The 16,296-nt window shown below is 70.7% G+C and carries 16 protein-coding genes; 7 read left to right on the forward strand and 9 right to left on the reverse strand.

The window, feature by feature from the left end:
* The first annotated feature begins 3 nt into the window (after positions 1 to 3).
* From OG194_RS10530 to OG194_RS10550, 5 genes are all read left to right on the forward strand, one after another.
* Entirely contained in the window at positions 4 to 807 is an 804-nt protein-coding gene (locus OG194_RS10530) for a slipin family protein (RefSeq protein ID WP_327400600.1), read from the forward strand.
* 71 nt (positions 808 to 878) lie between these two features.
* Positions 879 to 1,766 (forward strand): polyphosphate kinase 2 family protein, encoded by an 888-nt coding sequence (locus tag OG194_RS10535; protein WP_327400601.1) that lies wholly within the window; start codon positions 879 to 881, stop codon positions 1,764 to 1,766.
* 23 nt (positions 1,767 to 1,789) lie between these two features.
* A complete protein-coding gene (locus OG194_RS10540; RefSeq protein ID WP_327400602.1) occupies positions 1,790 to 2,941 on the forward strand; it encodes an NADAR family protein in 1,152 nt (383 codons plus the stop codon).
* A 27-nt stretch (positions 2,942 to 2,968) separates the two neighbouring features.
* Positions 2,969 to 3,811 (forward strand): polysaccharide deacetylase family protein, encoded by an 843-nt coding sequence (locus OG194_RS10545; RefSeq protein ID WP_327400603.1) that lies wholly within the window; start codon positions 2,969 to 2,971, stop codon positions 3,809 to 3,811.
* A gap of 46 nt (positions 3,812 to 3,857) precedes the next feature.
* Positions 3,858 to 4,001 (forward strand): hypothetical protein, encoded by a 144-nt coding sequence (locus OG194_RS10550; protein WP_317888587.1) that lies wholly within the window; start codon positions 3,858 to 3,860, stop codon positions 3,999 to 4,001.
* Here OG194_RS10550 and OG194_RS10555 read toward each other — a convergent pair.
* Together OG194_RS10555 and OG194_RS10560 are read right to left on the reverse strand one after the other, a co-directional pair.
* Positions 3,993 to 4,664, reverse strand: coding sequence for an ABC transporter (locus tag OG194_RS10555; RefSeq protein WP_327407033.1), 672 nt, complete (start codon positions 4,662 to 4,664; stop codon positions 3,993 to 3,995). The genes OG194_RS10550 and OG194_RS10555 overlap by 9 nt on opposite strands.
* Positions 4,665 to 4,678: 14 nt before the next feature.
* Positions 4,679 to 5,554 carry an ABC transporter ATP-binding protein gene (locus OG194_RS10560; RefSeq protein ID WP_327400604.1) on the reverse strand — a complete coding sequence of 292 codons (876 nt, stop codon included), beginning with the start codon at positions 5,552 to 5,554 and terminating at the stop codon, positions 4,679 to 4,681.
* A 177-nt stretch (positions 5,555 to 5,731) separates the two neighbouring features.
* Here OG194_RS10560 and OG194_RS10565 point away from each other — a divergent pair, with 177 nt between their 5' ends.
* Entirely contained in the window at positions 5,732 to 6,463 is a 732-nt protein-coding gene (locus tag OG194_RS10565; RefSeq protein WP_327400605.1) for an aminoacyl-tRNA hydrolase, read from the forward strand.
* Between the two features lie 242 nt (positions 6,464 to 6,705).
* Here OG194_RS10565 and OG194_RS10570 read toward each other — a convergent pair whose 3' ends face one another.
* The 5 genes from OG194_RS10570 to OG194_RS10590 form a co-directional block, all read right to left on the reverse strand.
* The gene (locus tag OG194_RS10570) at positions 6,706 to 7,986 is read right to left on the reverse strand and encodes a cation:proton antiporter (protein WP_327400606.1); all 1,281 of its coding nucleotides are present in this window, start codon (positions 7,984 to 7,986) and stop codon (positions 6,706 to 6,708) included.
* A 12-nt stretch (positions 7,987 to 7,998) separates the two neighbouring features.
* Positions 7,999 to 9,381: a cytochrome P450 gene (locus OG194_RS10575; RefSeq protein ID WP_327400607.1), complete on the reverse strand. Its 1,383-nt coding sequence runs from the start codon at positions 9,379 to 9,381 to the stop codon at positions 7,999 to 8,001.
* Entirely contained in the window at positions 9,378 to 10,511 is a 1,134-nt protein-coding gene (locus OG194_RS10580) for an alpha-hydroxy acid oxidase (RefSeq protein ID WP_327400608.1), read from the reverse strand. The genes OG194_RS10575 and OG194_RS10580 overlap by 4 nt, the downstream gene beginning before the upstream one ends.
* A 5-nt stretch (positions 10,512 to 10,516) precedes the next feature.
* Positions 10,517 to 12,106, reverse strand: coding sequence for an NAD(P)-binding domain-containing protein (locus OG194_RS10585; RefSeq protein WP_327400609.1), 1,590 nt, complete (start codon positions 12,104 to 12,106; stop codon positions 10,517 to 10,519).
* 425 nt (positions 12,107 to 12,531) lie between these two features.
* The gene (locus OG194_RS10590; protein WP_327400610.1) at positions 12,532 to 13,176 is read right to left on the reverse strand and encodes a methyltransferase family protein; all 645 of its coding nucleotides are present in this window, start codon (positions 13,174 to 13,176) and stop codon (positions 12,532 to 12,534) included.
* A 205-nt stretch (positions 13,177 to 13,381) separates the two neighbouring features.
* Here OG194_RS10590 and OG194_RS10595 point away from each other — a divergent pair, with 205 nt between their 5' ends.
* Positions 13,382 to 14,266 (forward strand): DUF2236 domain-containing protein, encoded by an 885-nt coding sequence (locus OG194_RS10595; RefSeq protein ID WP_327400611.1) that lies wholly within the window; start codon positions 13,382 to 13,384, stop codon positions 14,264 to 14,266.
* 12 nt (positions 14,267 to 14,278) lie between these two features.
* On the opposite strand, the gene OG194_RS10600 is transcribed toward OG194_RS10595, so the two are convergent.
* Both OG194_RS10600 and OG194_RS10605 read right to left on the reverse strand, forming a co-directional pair.
* Positions 14,279 to 14,806 (reverse strand): flavin reductase family protein, encoded by a 528-nt coding sequence (locus tag OG194_RS10600; RefSeq protein ID WP_327400612.1) that lies wholly within the window; start codon positions 14,804 to 14,806, stop codon positions 14,279 to 14,281.
* 49 nt (positions 14,807 to 14,855) lie between these two features.
* Entirely contained in the window at positions 14,856 to 16,286 is a 1,431-nt protein-coding gene (locus OG194_RS10605) for an MFS transporter (protein ID WP_327400613.1), read from the reverse strand.
* Between the last annotated feature and the right edge of the window lie 10 nt (positions 16,287 to 16,296).

Here is a 16,296-nt window from a genome sequence, read left to right on the forward strand (position 1 = left end):
AGGATGCTCCAGGAACTGCTGGTGGCGGGCGCGGCGGCCGGTTCCGCGTGCGTCGTCTACGTGGCTGCGGCGGCCAGGGTCGTCAAGCAGTACGAGCGCGGGGTCGTGTTCCGCCTCGGGCGGGTGGCCGGCGAGGTGCGGGCACCCGGCTTCACCATGGTCGTCCCGTTCGTGGACCGGCTCCGCAAGGTCAACATGCAGATCGTGACGATGCCCATCCCCGCGCAGGAGGGCATCACACGGGACAACGTGACCGTGCGCGTCGACGCGGTGGTCTACTTCAAGGTCGTCAACGCGGCCGACGCGATCATCACGGTCGAGGACTACCGCTTCGCGGTCTCGCAGATGGCCCAGACGTCACTGCGGTCGATCATCGGCAAGAGCGACCTCGACGATCTGCTCTCCAGCCGCGAAAAGCTCAACCAGGGGCTGGAGTTGATGATCGACAGCCCGGCCGTCGGCTGGGGCGTGCAGATCGACCGCGTCGAGATCAAGGACGTCTCCCTCCCCGAGACGATGAAGCGCTCCATGGCCCGGCAGGCCGAGGCCGACCGTGAGCGGCGGGCCCGGATCATCAACGCGGACGCCGAGTTGCAGGCCTCGAAGAAGCTGGCGGAGGCCGCCGGGGTGATGTCCGAACAGCCCGCCGCACTCCAACTGCGCCTGCTGCAAACGGTGGTGGCGGTCGCTGCCGAGAAGAACTCGACGCTCGTGCTCCCCTTCCCGGTGGAGTTGCTGCGCTTCCTGGAACGCGCGCAGCCGCAACAGCCGTCTCCCGTGCCGCCCCCGCCCGCCGTGGACCCGTAGTCCCGCCCGCTGACTGGCGGGCACGGCCCCCGCGTCGCAGGATCGAGGGAGCCGACCGGAAGGGGTGCCCCATGGCCGAGAAGGGCGCGAAGCGCAAGAGCGGGAAGAAGAGCGGGACGGTCCCCGTCGCCGACCTCCTGCGCGTCCCCGCCGGCCGCCCGGTCGACCTCTCCTCCTACGACGCGGCAGCCACCCCCGGCGGCCCCGCCGACAAGGCCGCCGGCCTCAAGGACACCGCCCGGATGGGCGAACACCTCGCCGACCTGCAAGAACGCCTCTGGGCATCGAGCACGGCCGGCGACGGGCGCCGCCTGCTCCTGGTCCTCCAGGGCATGGACACCAGCGGCAAGGGCGGCACGGTCAAGCACGTCATCGGCCTGTTCAACCCCTCCGGCTGCCGGATCAGCGCCTTCAAGGCACCCACCCCCGAAGAGCGCAAGCACGACTTCCTCTGGCGCATCAGACGCGCCCTCCCCCACCCCGGCGAGATCGGCATCTTCGACCGCTCCCACTACGAGGACGTCCTCATCGCCCGCGTCCGCGAACTCGCCCCGCACCGCGAGATCAACGACCGCTACACCCAGATCAACCGCTTCGAGAAGTCCCTGACCGACGACGGCGTGACGGTCGTCAAGTGCTTCCTCCACATCTCCTACGACCAGCAGCAGCGCCGCCTGCTCGAACGCCTCGACAACCCGGACAAGCACTGGAAGTTCAACCCGGGCGACATCGCGGAACGCGCGCTCTGGCCCGCGTACCAACAGGCGTACGAGATCGCCCTCGACCGCTGTTCCACGCCGGACGCCCCCTGGTACCTGATCCCGGCCGACCGCAAGTGGTACCGGAACTGGGCGATCAGCCGCCTCCTCCTGGAACATCTGACGGCACTGGACCCGCAGTATCCGAAGGCGGACTTCGACGTGGCCAAGTCCCGGGAGCAGCTGCTGAGTTCGGGCTGAGCGGGGACCGGTACGGTTCACCCATGGCATGGCGGAGACCGACGTATCGGATGGTGGACGGGGAACGGATCGACGGGGTCTGGTGCCACATCTGGCGGCGAACCGACTTCAGTGGCGAGTACTACGTCGACGATCTCGTCCTGTACGCCGACGGGAGCGTTTCCTGCGATGCCAAGGATCTGCCCGGTCTGAAGAGGCAGCTGGACACCGGCCGGCTCGCGCTGACATCTCCCGATACTCCCGTGAGGCTGGATGAGCGGTCGAAGTGGGAGTCCCGGTGGGGTGAGCCGCGCACCCCGGAGAGTTTTCTGCTCGAAGTCGCCGACCTGGTCGAGGAGTTGAACGGTCGGCCGACCGCCGCTCGGCGCTGCTGGGACGCCGCGGAACGCTTCGCGCGGGAGCCGAGCGAGGCGAACCGGGAGCTGTTGCGGGCGGCGTATCTCGCCGTACCGCAGCATCTGCGCATCTTCGTGCTCGGCGACATGGACCGGCAGGACCGCCCGTTGCGGATCCTCCTCACCGACGTGGGCTCGCATGTCGACGGGGACGGTCCCCTGGTGACGGCGGAGATGCACGAGGCCCAGCTGGAGTACTTCCGGCGCGGGGAGGCGGCGGTCGCGGAGGCTGAGCGGCAGCGGGCCGCGCTCCACGCCGACGACCCGGTCACGGCCGGGCGGGCGACCGTCACCTCGCACCAGGCCGTCTACCCGCGGGGCTGGCCGACCGAGCCGGACCTGTTCGTGCTGCGGAACGACTTCCCCTCGCCCATCGCCTACGACGGCGAGACATACCCGTCCGTCCTGCACGGCTACTGGGCCCTTTCGGCGGCCGACCCCGCCGACCGTGCCGCTATCCGAGAGGCACCCTCCGGGTGGGACGCGCAGGAGCTGGGCGGCGGGGTCGTACGGCGGGACGGGTGGACCGGGCTGCGGCTCGCGGTGATGGCGGGGCTGCTGCGGGCCAAGTTCACCCAGCATCCGGAACTCGCGGCGGTCCTGCTCGGCACGGAGGACGCGCGCATCAGCTACACCGGTTACTCGGACTCGCCGTTCTGGCTCGACGAGCGCGACGACCGGGGGCGCAACTGGGTGGGGCGGCTGCTGGAGCTGGTCCGGTCGGAGCTGACCCTGGCCCAGGAGACGCAAGAAGGCGAGAAGGTTCATATAACCGAATAATCCCTTTTGCTGCGTTACGTTCGCTCGGTGACCATTCGAGTACGACGAGTCGCCGCCGCCTGTGCACTCGGCGCCGCGCTCACCGCCTGCGGGGCCCCCTCGGCGCCCCATGCCAGCCGTCCGGCGCCCAGCGCGCCCTCCGCCGCCGTCTCGCGGCCGCCCACTCTCGCGCCCGGCCCCGCCGGTCTGACCCCGGTCTTCAAGAACGGTCCGCGGGTGGACGGCAAGACCGTCGCGCTGACCTTCGACGCCGACATGACCGCCGACGAGGGACCTCGCGCGGCGGCGGGCGAGCACTTCGACAATCCGCAGTTGATCTCCACGCTGCGCACGCTGAAGGTGCCGGCGACCGTGTTCATGACCGGGCGATGGGCCGACGAGTACCCGGCCGAGGCCCACGCCATCGGACGCGACCCGCAGTTTGAGATCGCCAACCATTCGTACAGCCACTACGCCTTCACCGGTGACTGCTACGGCCTGCCGACCGTGTCCCCGGACCGGATGAAGGCGGACGTGGAGCGGGCGTACACCGCTTTCAAGAAGGCGGGCGTGCCGAACGCGATGCCGTACTTCCGCTTCCCCGGCGGGTGTTACGACCGGCAGGCGCTGAAGACGCTGAGCGCGGTCGGTGTCACGGCGGTGCAGTGGGACGTGGTGAGCGGCGACGCGTTCGCGACGGACTCGGACGCCGTGGCCCAGCAGGTCCTGGACGGTGTGAAGCCCGGCTCGGTGGTCGTCATGCACTGCACGCGCAGCGCCGCCCCGGCGACCGAACGCGCCGTCCGCATGATCGTGCCCGAGCTGCGGAAGAAGGGGTACCGGTTCGTGAAGGTCTCCGAGCTGATCGGGGCGACGGACCGGCACCGCTGAGGTCGGCTGGGGTCGGCCGGTGGCGCGCTCCTCTTACGCTGGTCGCATGAGCGACGAAGAGCCGGCGCCGGCGTACGCGGAGTGTGTGCTGTGCCAGGAGCCGACCGAGTACCCGGAGTCGTACAAGGGGATCACGCTGTGCCCCGTGTGCGAGTGGCAGGAGGCGCAGCGCACCGCCTGTTCAGGGTGAACGGCGAGAGGTGAGAGCGCAGGTCACGGCGGTCGCGGCCGCCGTGACCAGGGCTGCTCCGGCCAGCGGCAGCAACGGCACCGGAACCGTGCCCGACTGCGAGCCGGTGACCAGACCGCTGACCGCCGCCTGCGCCGGGGAACCGGTCACCACCACGGCCAGCAGCGCCGCGAGCAGCATCGCGGGCACCGCCCGGCCGGGTGAGCGCAGCAGCGGCCAGTTGGTGAGCGCGCCGACCGCCGTGCCGAGCAGGGCGCAGGCGAGGGTCGCGAGCAGGCCGGCCGCGGCGGCCGCGGGGAGCGGAACCCGGGTGCGGTGATCGGCGCTCGCCGGGTCACTGATCAGCGTGACGACGAGGGTCGCCGCCGCACCGAGCACAGCCGCCGTGGTCAGCGCGACCAGCAGACAGGCGAGGTGCGCCCGCGCGGGCCCGACCGCCGCCGCGACACAACTGCGCGCCGCGGGCGGTTCGTTGGTCGTACAGATCCGCACCAGCCAGGCCGCTACGGGAAGCAGGGCCGCGGCCGTGTAACCGAGCGAGTCGAGCACCGGCTGGCCGCCCTGGACGCCGATCCCCAGGAACGCGACGTACAGGATGAACGGCGGGAGCCAGCGCTGCGAGCGGAGGAGAAGGGCGGCCTGGTAGCGCAGGAGGGCGGTCATCGCCGTCATCGCGGTCATCGGGGGCTTTCGTCGTCGCGGGGTAGGTCCGTAAGCCGGTTCAGGCTGACCACGTGCCAGGGCGGGCGGGCCGTCAGCAGGGTGCGGAGCAGGACGTCCGAGTGGGAGGCGGGGACGGTGAGGCGGTGGGTCCCGGGGGCGAGTTCGGTGGATGAGGCGAGGAACTGGACCGCCTCGGCCGGGAGTTGGCCTCCCGGCGGGCCCTGGACATCCAGGGTGACCTGCGGTCCGGATGGTGAAGTGGGCTTGTCCGTACGGAGGTTGAGGGTTCCGTCCGTGACCGCGTACGTCGCGTCGGGAGCCCCGGCGAGGCGGCGCGGGTCGTGGTCGACGAAGACGACGGCTCCGCCGGCTGCGGTACGTTCGGCCACTGCCCGTTCCAACTCCGCCCCCGCGTCCTCGTCCAGGCCGGTCCATGCCTCGTCGAGGACGAGCAACTCCGGTTCGGCCAGCAGGGCTTGGGCTACGGCTACCTTCTGGCTGCTGCCCTTCGAGAGGCGGGTCATGGGGGTGCGGGCGTAGGCGCCGGCGCCGAAGCGGTCCAGCCACTCGGCGGCGGAGCGGGCTGCCGTCGTACGGGCGAGGCCGTGCACCGTGCCCAGGTGGGTGAGGTAGGCCTCGGCGGTGAACGGGAGTGCCTGGGGGAAGCGTTCGGGGACGTACGCGGTGCGGGGGCGGCCGGTGATCTTGCCTTCGGTGGGGGCGTCTATGCGGGCGAGGAGGCGGAGGAGGGTGGATTTGCCGGTGCCGTTGGGGCCGTTTACGCGGGTGAGTGTGCCGGGGGGTATCTCCAGGTTTACGGCGCGGAGGATCCAGGGGCCGTGAATTCCGTAACGGCGGCCGACGTTGGTCAGCTGTAGATCGCGTCGCATGGGGGCATCTTCTCGCGAGAGCGGCGTAGGAGGTGGGTCGTTTGGCGGGTGCGGGTGCGCTGTGGCTGGTCGCGCCCGCGCGGCGGAGCCGCACAACGTCACAGCCCCGCGCCCCTGGGGTAGGGCTACTCACCGGCGCTTCTGGGAGCCGATCTTTTGCCTGGCAAACTAGGGGGTGTGACCAGTGATTCCATCGTTCCCGGCGACGACGTCGACCCCTTCCTCAATGAGCCAACCTCTCGCGACGAGGCTCCACAGTTCGTACTGCCCCTGGTTGTGCGGATCGAGCGGGATGCTCCCCCGGCCCGTACCGACGCGCTGGAGACCGCCGCCCGGGCCGTGCTGACGATCCTGAGTGATGAGCGGGCCGTCGGGGACGGCGAGTGGGCGCAGGTCATGCGGGACTGGCAGGACGCGCGGATCCGGAAGGTGGTCCGGCGGGCGCGCGGGGCCGAGTGGCGGCGGGCCGAGGCGCTGCCGGGCATCACCGTGACCGGAAAGTCGGCGGAGGTACGGGTCTTCCCGCCCGTCCCGCTCGACGGCTGGCCCAAGGACCTGGCCCGGCTCCAGGTCTCCGGCACCGACCTCGACGACCCCGAGCCGCCGGCCGACGCGGACCTGACGGCACCGGTGCTCTGGCTGAACCCCGATCTCGACATGTCGGCCGGCAAGACCATGGCCCAGACCGGCCACGGCGCCCAACTGGCCTGGTGGGAACTCTCGGACGAGGACCGCACCGCTTGGCGCCAGGCGGGTTTCCCCCTCTCCGTCCGCACCGCCGCCCCCGCCCGGTGGGCCGAACTCACCGACAGCGGGCTGCCGTTGGTCAAGGACGCGGGCTTCACGGAGATCGCGCCGGGCTCGGCGACCGTCGTGGCGGAGCATCCGGCGCTGCGGCGACGGGGCTGAGGCAGCGCGGGCGAGGCCCTCGCGCCGACCGTCACGGAAGGCGTACGGCCATCACGGAAGGCGTACGGCCGGGTCGGCGGGCGGTCGAACGGGGCGGCGGCCGGTCCGAGCGGCGTCTTTTCGGGGTCGCGCCATCATCGTCCCCCTCGACGCCGAGCGCGTCGTGACGGCTCGACGCCGGACACATACGGGTTGCGGGTTGCGGGGTGCGCCACTCCGTCCAGCACCCCGTACCCCGCCGCTCAACTCGGCGCCACCGCCACCTCCTCCTCGCCCTCGGGTGCCTCCTCCGCTGTCAGGGATCTGGCGTCGCGCCGGTCCAGCAGGCTCAGCACCGGAACCGTCATGACCGTGGTGACCAGGGCGACCAGGACGAGCGCGGTGAAGAGCTCCTCGCTGACGATGCCGGCCGACAGCCCGATGTTGAGCGCGATCAGCTGCATGAGACCTCGGGCGTTCATCAGGGCGCCGACCCGGACGGCCACCGGGCCGGGTTCGCCGCGCAGCCGGGCGGCGGCCCAGCAGCCGCCGAACTTTCCGGCCACGGCGAGGACGACCGCCGCCGCCCCGAACAGCAGCACGGGCGGGTCGGAGAAGACGTCGAACCGGGTGTTCAGGCCGGAGTAGGTGAAGAACATCGGCACGAACACGACCTGGGTCACGGACTGGGTGGTCCGCACGAGCCGTTCCGAGGCCTCGCCGCGTGGCATGGCCATCCCCACGCAGAACGCCCCGAACACGGAGTACAGGCCGCTGATGTCCGTGAACCACGCGGCGCAGAACAGCAGGGCGACCGTGAAGAGGAGACGGGTGTCGTCGCCGAGGCCCGGGCGGTTCACGATCCAGGCCAGCAGGCGGCGCCCCACCAGGAGCAGTACGGCGACGAACAGCAGGGTGCCGCCGACGGCCTCCAGGATGGGCCGCACCTTGCCCGAGGCCACGCTCAGCACGCCCGCCAGCATGATCCAGGCGACGGCGTCGTCCGTGGCCCCGGAGGCCAGGGCGAGTGAGCCGAACCGCGAGCCGGCCAGCCCGCGTTCGGTGATGATCCGGGCCAGCATCGGGAAGGCGGTGATCGCCAGAGCGACGCCGACGAACGCCGCCGTCACCCAGACCGAGACCCCGTCGACGAAGATGCCGACATGGCCGTGGGCCACGAGGGTCAGTCCCACGCCCAGCACCAGCGGGATCCCCACGCCCGCCGAGGAAACGGCGACGGCGGTGGCGGCCAGGCCGCGTCCCGCGTGCGCCCGGAACTCGTAACCGGCACCGAACATCAGGGCCACCAGACCGATCTGGCCGGCCACGTACAGCACCGGCTTCAGCTCGGGCGGGAAGACGTGGGCGGAGGCTCCTGGGGCGATCAGCCCGAACAGGGAGGGGCCCAGCAGTACCCCGGCGATCATCTCGCCGACCACGGGCGGCTGGCCGAAACGGCCGGCCAGCAGGACGACCAGCCGGCAGGCCAGCAGAATCACGACGACGGCCAGGAAGAAGGTGGGAGCGAGCTCCACGGGAGTCATGGTCTCGTCCTCTCAACGGCCGGCTGGGACAGAGGTGGCGGAGCCGCCGGACGAGGCGGCGAAATAGTTCCGGCACAGCCCCTGGCGCCGGGCGTCCCACACCATGTAGCTGCCGAGGACGAGCTGGACGAGGCTGCGCCGGACGCCCTCCCAGCTGTCGGCGAAGCGCATCACCGCGAGCCGGGTCCGGCTGCGGACCTCGGCCCCGGTGCGCGGGATCAGCAGGCAGGGACCGCGGCTCGGCAGCGAACGGGTGTGTTCCACCGAGGAGTCGAGTCGGAAGCGGCGCAGGATCTCCTCCGCCGCGACCCGCATGGTGAGGACGGCGAAACCGCGCGCCGGGCAGGGACGGTTGGCGGTCACCCCGAACGGGATGAAGGCCGAGGGCCTGGTGTCCGGGTCCAGCCACCGGTCGGGGTCGAACGCGTCGCCTCCGGACCCTTGGTACTCGGGGTAGTTGAACAGCAGGACCGAACCGGCCGGGATGGGGTCCCGCCCGTCCCGGGGGATCTCCCCCGAGGTGATCCGGTGGGCCACTCCGAAGAGCGGGAAGTGTTGCAGCGTCTCGTTGATCACCCGGTCGAGGAAGTCCGGGTCCTCCGCTCCGGACGCCAGACGGTCCTGCACCGGGCGGTGGGTGGCGAGGGCCAGCAGCAGATGGGCCATCGCCTCCGACATCTGCACGACCGCGGTGTTGAAGAACGTGCCCTGGAGGTAGTACGCCTGCTCCCGCGGGGTGAGTGTGGCCGGCAGCGGGCCGGGCGGCGGGTCATGGGCGAGTCGGTCCCGCAGGTGGGCGGTGAGGCGGGCCCGGCGGTCCATGTGGCGCAGGCCGGTGCACTTCAGGGCGCTGACCACGTCGTCCGCGTTCGCGGTGATCAGGTCCCGGACGTGCCGTGGACAGGGTGCGCGGAAGACGACCTCGTAGTAGACCTCGGCCCAGAGCGGCATCATCAGGTCGCGCAGTCTGACCCGGTGCACGCGCGCGTGGCCGTCGAGTTCGTCGAGCACCCGGCGGGTGCAGCGGCCGACCAGCTCCGTCCACCGCTCACGGGACAGCCCGGCCAGGATCTGCCGGGTGGTCCGGGCCACGTCGTCGTAGCGCGGTCCCGGCTCCAGGTGCTCCTGGTGCACCTCCGGGCCCGGCGACAGCCAGTACCAGAACAGGTCGGAGAGCGCGGCGCCCCGGCTGCGGCCGTTGGCCGCCGGATGTCCGTACACCTTCTTGAACTCCTCGGCGGGCACCTCCTTGCCCGGAGCCCGGACCCCTTCCTCGCCGCCCACCCAGGCGAAGATCCGCACCCGCAGCGCGATCACGGTCCTGGGCAGCCAGTACGGCAGACCGGCCACCAGGATCAGGGCCGGGCCCAGAACGAGCCAACCGGTGGTGCTCACGCGACCACCCCGCCGAATCGTCGGTCCGCCCCTGGTGTCACGGCGGGACCGGGCACGGGACCCCACGCGGGCATCCGGACCAGATCGGGTGTCAGGTCGGCGAGTCCGGACGCCCCGCACAGGGCCAGGGTGTCGTCGAGTTCGTCCCGCAGCAGTTCGAGGAGGCGCCGTACGCCCTTCTCGCCGCCCTCGGCCAGTGCCCACATCACGGGTCGGCCGATGCCCACCGCGGACGCGCCGAGCGCCAGCGCCTTGACCGCGTCGGTGCCGCGCCGGACGCCTCCGTCCAGCACGACCGGGATGCGCCCTTCGACCGCGGCCAGGATCTCGGGCAGCAGCTCCAACGTGGCGGGGACGGTGTCGAGTTGGCGGCCGCCGTGGTTCGACAGCAACAGCCCGTCGACGCCGTGCCGGACCGCGAGCCGGGCGTCCTCCGGGTGCAGGACACCCTTGAGCAGGACGGGCAGCGAAGTGATGCCGCGCAGCCAGTCGATGTGTTCCCAGTTCAGTTCGGGGGACATGGCGATCTGGCGTACGTGGCCGCGCTCGCCGTCGCGCAGGTCCACCAGGTTCTCGCAGCGCAGGCCGGGCGGCAGGTCGTGGAAGCCGTTGCGCCGGTTGCGCTCGCCCGCGCCCAGCACCGGCGAGTCCACGGTGACCACGAGCGCGGTGCACCCCGCGTCGGTGGCCCGCCGCACCAACGTCTCGGTGATGTCCGGGTCGGGCTGGATGTAGAGCTGAAACCACAGGGGTACGTCGTCGCCGGCCGCGCGGGCCGCGTCGGCGATCTCGCCCACGGCCACCGTGGACGCCATGGCCGCGATCATGATCACGCCGGCCGCGGCGGCGGCCCGGGCGGTCGCCAACTCCCCCTCCGGGTCGACCAGTTTGTGGAAGGCGGTCGGGGAGAGCAGGACCGGCAGGCTCGCCCGGCTGCCGAGCAGGCTGATGCCCAACTCCCGTTCGGCACTCCCCCGCAGCACCCGGGGCAGCAGCTGCAAACGCCCGAACGCCGCCTCGTTGGCCCGTACGGTGATCTCGTCACGTGCCCCGCCGGCGATGAAGTCGGCGTACACGGGGTCCAGTTCGGCGCGCGCCGCGGTCTCGAAGTCGCGGACGGTGTACCGCATGCCGCTCACCGCCCGGCGGGGCTCGGTCGGCGGGCCTGCTCGCGGGCGAAGAACGCGGCCAGCGGGGCGTGGTGGACCTCCGGGTGGTCCCAGTGGTTCTCCAGGTTCTCGGCCATGTGATGGGTGCCGAGAAGTTCACCGCCGCCATGGTGGCGGATCACCGGGTGGAGGTACGCCGCGTCGAAGGCGTCGTCGACCGAGTTCTGGGCGGTGCGGCGCACGGTGATGTCGAAGGGGTCGACCTTGTCGTGGTCGGGGCCGTACTCCAGGGTGACTGTGAAGTAGTCGCCGCTGTCGGGGAGTTGGCGTTCGTGGGCGTACGCGACCGGCACCTCCTCGTGGTACCTGGCCGGTTCGCCGGGTGGTGTGACGATCAGGTCCCCGATGACGCCGAACTGCTGCCACAGTGCCGAACTGCGGTTGACCCGGTCCACCACGGCGTCCGCCAGCGCGGCCGGGTCGCTCTCCAACCGCCGGTGCGGCCAGGGCTGTTCGTGGTGGCGTTCGTCGAGGATGTGGCTCAGGGCGCGTACGGCGTACCGGAATCCGTGGATGAAGCCACCGGTGGACTTCTTGAAGTCGCGCTGCTGCATGAGCGTTCCGGCGAAGTAGAGGCCGGGCACGTTCACCGACTCGTACGCCGGGGAGAGGGCGGCGAACCGGTCGTCGATGACCAGGGTGGGGCTGCTCGCCGGGTCGAACACCGAGGCGTCGAAGCGGAATCCGGTGCAGACGATCACCCGGTCGTAGCGGAGTTCCTTCACGACCTCGTCGGCCCGGGAGAAGCTGAAGCGGACCCGGTACCTGCCGTCGGGGTCCTTCTCGACGGACAGCACGTTTCCGTCCAACAGGGCGTTCTGGGACTTGAGTTGGTAAGTGTCGAGGAAGTTGTTGTTGACCGCGCGGAGATGGCCGACGTAGTGGCTGTTCCAGGCCATGCGGACCGAGTGCGGGCCGGCGACATGGATGACGGCAGCGGTCTCGACAAGGTTGTCAGCGGTCTCCAGGGCGGAGTTTCCCTTGCCGATGATCAGGACGCGCCGGTCGGTGAAGTCCTCGGGGTCCACGGAGACGACGGAGTAGTCCTCGGCCGTCTCGATGCCGGGGATGTCCGGGGTGTTGGGCCGGGTCAGTCCGGTGGCCATGATCAGCCGACGGGCGCGGTGTTCGTGACCGTGCTGATCGGTGACGGTGAAGCCGTCCTCGTCGCGCCGGATCCGCACGACCCGGGTGTCGTAGGCGATGTCCAGCTTGAACGCCTCGGCGAAGTCGGCGAGATAGCGCACCAGGTCGTCGGCGTGCGGGAAGTAACGCTTGCTGTAGCGGCTGAAGAGCAGGTGCGGGTCCGGGGACAGCAGCGAGTTCCAGTCCATCCGGAGGTTCAGTTCGGGATCGTCGGTGCCGTTGTACACCTTGTTGATGGAGATCAGCTTGCGGTGGCGGGGGAAGGTGCCGAAGAACGTGCCGGGGGCGTGGCCGCTCTCCAGGATCCGGTATCCGTGCCCGGCCGCCTGGAGTAACTGCCCGAGCTGGAGCCCGGCGGGACCCGCGCCGACCACGAGGTAGTCCAGACGCTCACTGTGCGTGGAGTTCACGGAACTCTCCTTCTGCTCCGGGCGGGGACATGCCCGGAGGAGGGTGGGGGGTGACAGATGAGGGGTGAGGAAGGACGGCCGCCGTCGCGTGACGACGCGTCCTGGCCGGGCGCTGTTCCTGCGAGGTGCCGTCCGGGCGCGTCAGCTATGGCCGGTCAGCCGGAATGGTCGCGCCTCGTCGGCGGACAGAGCGATTCGGGAGCGGTCGCCGTGGGGGCCGAGGACAACGTGGCCGGGCGTTCTGGCAGGGGCATTGCAGACCCTCCATCAGATTTCCCTTTGAAATCTCCATGAGCACGTTAGTGACGAGCTGTGGACATGGGCAACAGTGGCACCGGGATGACAGCAATCCGACAGGTGACCCCGTCAACTCCCGCTCTTGGAGCAGGGATTGACGCCGATGACAGCCACACGACCGACCCGGACTACCCCTGCCGGCTGTCGACGGCCCGGGGTCCGGCCGGAGCGGGCCGGGTCCACGGGATCAGCGCCGGAACGCGGGCGCGGTAGGCGTCGTAGGACGCACCGAACTGCCCGGCCATCATCCCGTCCTCTCTGCGCACCCGGCGCAGCAGCCACGGCACGGCGACGGCCAGGAACACGATCCATATGCCGAAGCCGCAGGCCAGCATCCCGCCGAGGACGAGGCCGAGGAGCCCGGTGTAGATGGGGTGCCGCACTATGCGGTACGGGCCCTCGGTGCGCAGTTCGTGGTGTTCGTGGACCAGGGGGATGCTGGCCCACATGACGCCCAGCACCCAACGGGCCCACAGCAGCAGCGCGGTGGAGGCGACGGCGAGCAGGGCGCCCAGGATCGCGAGCTCGGGCTGCCAGTACTGGAGGTGGTGCCAGAAGGAGTCCGGGGTGTGGTTGACCAGGAGGGAGAACGCGCAGCAGCCCGCGATCAGCAGAGCCCGTTGCGGCAGGGTGCGGCGCAGGCCTCGCGCCCAGCCGCGCGACCCGGCCTCGCCCTTCACGCCGAAGTAGATGGCGCCCGCGATCCAGGCCACGAGGAAGATCGCGACGCAGATGCCGGTGAGAGCGACAAGTGCGGAATGTAGTGAGCTCATGGCACAAGGCTGCGCCCCGACCCGCGTCGATCACCACCACCCACGGGCTGATTCAGCGGCTCCACCCTCGGGTGGAGACCCATGACTCACGCTATGGCTCACACCATGACTCCCGGCCGAGGTGACTCAGATCACGACGGATCGCGGCATCGGACAGTCCTGCCGCAGCGTCCCCCTTCTGAAAGTCCACGAGGGGGAACCGACCGTGCGCCGTGGCTACAAATGGGTCGACCGCGAACTGGCCCGGATGGACCCGGACACCGACTGGGAGCGCATGATCTCGCTCTACGTCGGCCACCGCGTCCCCGAGTTCGCGCTGGCGATGATGGTCTATCCGGGCACCATGCGCATGATGCGGCCGGGCTTCGGATCCGCCACCCTCGCCCACACCGGGAAGCTGGAGACCCGGCCCCGGCGGCGTTTCGAGGACGGCAACAAGTTCCTGATGGCCTGGATGGTGGACGGGTTGTCCAGCGCCGCGGGCCGTGAGGCCACCGGACGACTCAATCGCATCCACCTGGCCATCGCCCGTGGGACACCGCACCTGCCCGGCAACTTCGATGACGTCGACGACTTCGTCTATCCCCTGGTCCTGCTGGCCACGTCCGCCGACCGCGTGCAGACCTCGCTCGGTCTGCCGGGTACGAGCGAGCACATGAAGACCGCCTGGCATCGCTGGGCGCGGACCCTCTTCCGCCTCCTGGTGCGCGAGTCCGGACCGCTGGCCGACGAGGCTTTCCCCGAGGACTGGGACGCCATGACCGAGTTCGCCCTGAAGTTTGAATCCCGGCCGTACGAGGGGACGGAGTCCGGCCACCGGGTGGCGACCGCGATGATGGAGTTCTTCGCCGAGTACTGGTTCCCCACCCCCTTACGGGCGTTCGGCAGGGACCTGACCCGGTATCTCGCCGGCGAGCGGGTCTGCCGGCTCCATCGGATCGGTTGGCTCTCCCCTCGCCGAGAGCGTGCCGTCCGCCTCTTCCTGAAGTCCGCGTTCCTCGCCCAGCGTCTGCTGCCCGACTACCGCAGGCCGCTTCCCCAGCGGCTACGGCAGACCCGGCGCGGGCGGTCCGCCGCGAGCACCCCCTGAGCGTGCAGCGCCTCAACTACCCAGCATCTTCAAGGTCCTTCGATGCCACACCAACGGACTCCTCTCCTCGTCGGACCGCATGGCGAGCACCCGCAGCACGATGATGTCGTGGTCGCCGGCCGGATAGCTGTGCTCGACGGTGCACTCCAGCCACACCGGTGCGCCGTCGAGGAAGATCGCGCCGGATTCCGCCTCCACCGTGCGCAGGTCGGTGAAGCGGCCCGCCTTGCTGCGGGAGCCGAGCTGACGGGCCTTGTCGCCGTGGCCCTCGCCCAGGACGGAGATTCCGATGGCCTGTGCGCGGGACAGCAACGGCCAGGTGGTCGAGGTGTGTTGCACGGCGAAGGAGACCATGGGCGGGTTGTGGGAGACGCCGACCGCGAACGACGAGACGATCATGACAGTCGGGTCGCCGTGTACGCGTGCGGAGAGCGCCGCGACGCCCGACGGGAACCCGGAGAACGCCCGCGTGATCTCCCCGGGGTCCGAGGTGATGCCGTCCAGATCCTCCAGGCCGGCCATGCCTTCCGTTGCCGTCATCGTGCAACCCCCGTCCGCATCGGTCCTCATGACGCCTCGTCACGACTCATCACGCGACTCCTGTGGGTAGTTGCGGCGCGGCGGACACCGGCAAGGGTCCGTTGCCGGGAGGCTCGCTATGGAGGAGTGCGCACGCGAGGAGGCAGAGCACTCCGACCGCCGCGAGCCCGCCGAGTGTCGTCGCGTAGCCGTGGCCGGCCAGCAGGACCGCGCACACCGCGCTGCCCAGCACCGCGCCGAGTTGCTTCATCGCGTTGAAGGTTCCGGACGCCGCCCCGACCTCGTCCGGCCCGACCGAGGTCACCGCAGCGATCGAAAGGGGCGACCAGACAAAGGAGTTGGCGACTCCGTACACCGCGAAGGTGGCGGTCAGTGCGGAGATCGGGGCGTCCGTCGCGACGAGCACCGCCGACGTCCCAATGGACAGGACCAGGGCGCCGGAGCCGATGACGGCGACCGCGCGGGACCCGATCCCGTTGTTGAGCCGGGCCGACACCGGCGCCCCCAACAGGCAGACCACGCCCATCGGTACGAGGGTGAGGGCAGCCGCGCCGGCATCGAGCCCGCGCTCCCGCTGGAGGTAGAGCATCAGCGGAATCATCGCCGACCCGGAGCAGAAGGCCGCCGCCGCACCGGCCCAGGCCGCGACGACGAACCCCCGGCTGCGCAACAACTCGACGGGAACCAGGGCGCGTTGACCGTCCCGGCGCTGGAACCACACCACGCCCGCGACCACCAACACGCCGACAACGACGAGCAACCACCGTGGCACGCCCAGCACTTCGCCACTGGTCGCATCCGTCCCCTGTATGCCGATCACCAGCGCACCGACCCCGCTCGCGTTCGCGCAGATCGCCCACACCGGGATGCGCGCCTCCTGCCGCGGCAGGACCGGCACGAACACGGCCACGGCCACCAACGCACCGACACCGACGGGGACGTTGACCCAGAACACCGCGGGCCAGCCCCCGGCGGCGACAAGGAAACCGCCCAGCAACGGCCCGACAGCCACCGCCACTCCCCCGACCGCGCCCCACACCCCGAGCGCTACGGCGAGCCGCGGCGGCCGGAACAGCGCCTTGATGAGGGTCAGGCACTGCGGTGTCATCAGCGCGGCCCCGATGCCCTGCACCACCCGCCACGCGACAAGTGCCGTGATGGAGGCGGCGGTTGCGCACAGCAGCGACCCGAGCGTGAAGGCCGCCAGCCCGACCAGGTGGACGCGCCGATGGCCGTAGCGATCCCCCAGCCGTCCCGCGACGACCAACGGGACCGCGTAGGCGATGAGATAGCCGCTGTTGACCCACATCGCGGCCGTCTCGTCGGCGTGCAGCCCGCTGATCAGGGACGGCAGCGCGACCGAGGTGATCGTGCTGTCCAGCAGGAGCATGAAGAACCCGGTGCAGAGACTGCCGAGGGCGAGCCAGTCGCGCCGCCCGCCCGCGCCCCCATCCCCACCCGCAATCGCACCCGCACTCACCACAGGCATC

The sequence above is a fragment of the Streptomyces sp. NBC_01288 genome (genome assembly GCF_035982055.1).
In the GTDB taxonomy this organism is placed as follows: Bacteria; Actinomycetota; Actinomycetes; order Streptomycetales; family Streptomycetaceae; genus Streptomyces.

Coding starts and splice junctions, on each gene's coding strand:
- OG194_RS10530 (WP_327400600.1), top strand. CDS start 4: ATGCTCCAGGAACTGCTGGTGGCGGGCGCGGCGGCCGGTTCCGCGTGC.
- OG194_RS10535 (WP_327400601.1), top strand. CDS start 879: ATGGCCGAGAAGGGCGCGAAGCGCAAGAGCGGGAAGAAGAGCGGGACG.
- OG194_RS10540 (WP_327400602.1), top strand. CDS start 1,790: ATGGCATGGCGGAGACCGACGTATCGGATGGTGGACGGGGAACGGATC.
- OG194_RS10550 (WP_317888587.1), top strand. CDS start 3,858: ATGAGCGACGAAGAGCCGGCGCCGGCGTACGCGGAGTGTGTGCTGTGC.
- OG194_RS10555 (WP_327407033.1), bottom strand. CDS start 4,664: ATGACCGCCCTCCTGCGCTACCAGGCCGCCCTTCTCCTCCGCTCGCAG.
- OG194_RS10560 (WP_327400604.1), bottom strand. CDS start 5,554: ATGCGACGCGATCTACAGCTGACCAACGTCGGCCGCCGTTACGGAATT.
- OG194_RS10570 (WP_327400606.1), bottom strand. CDS start 7,986: ATGACTCCCGTGGAGCTCGCTCCCACCTTCTTCCTGGCCGTCGTCGTG.
- OG194_RS10580 (WP_327400608.1), bottom strand. CDS start 10,511: ATGCGGTACACCGTCCGCGACTTCGAGACCGCGGCGCGCGCCGAACTG.
- OG194_RS10590 (WP_327400610.1), bottom strand. CDS start 13,176: ATGAGCTCACTACATTCCGCACTTGTCGCTCTCACCGGCATCTGCGTC.
- OG194_RS10600 (WP_327400612.1), bottom strand. CDS start 14,806: ATGACGGCAACGGAAGGCATGGCCGGCCTGGAGGATCTGGACGGCATC.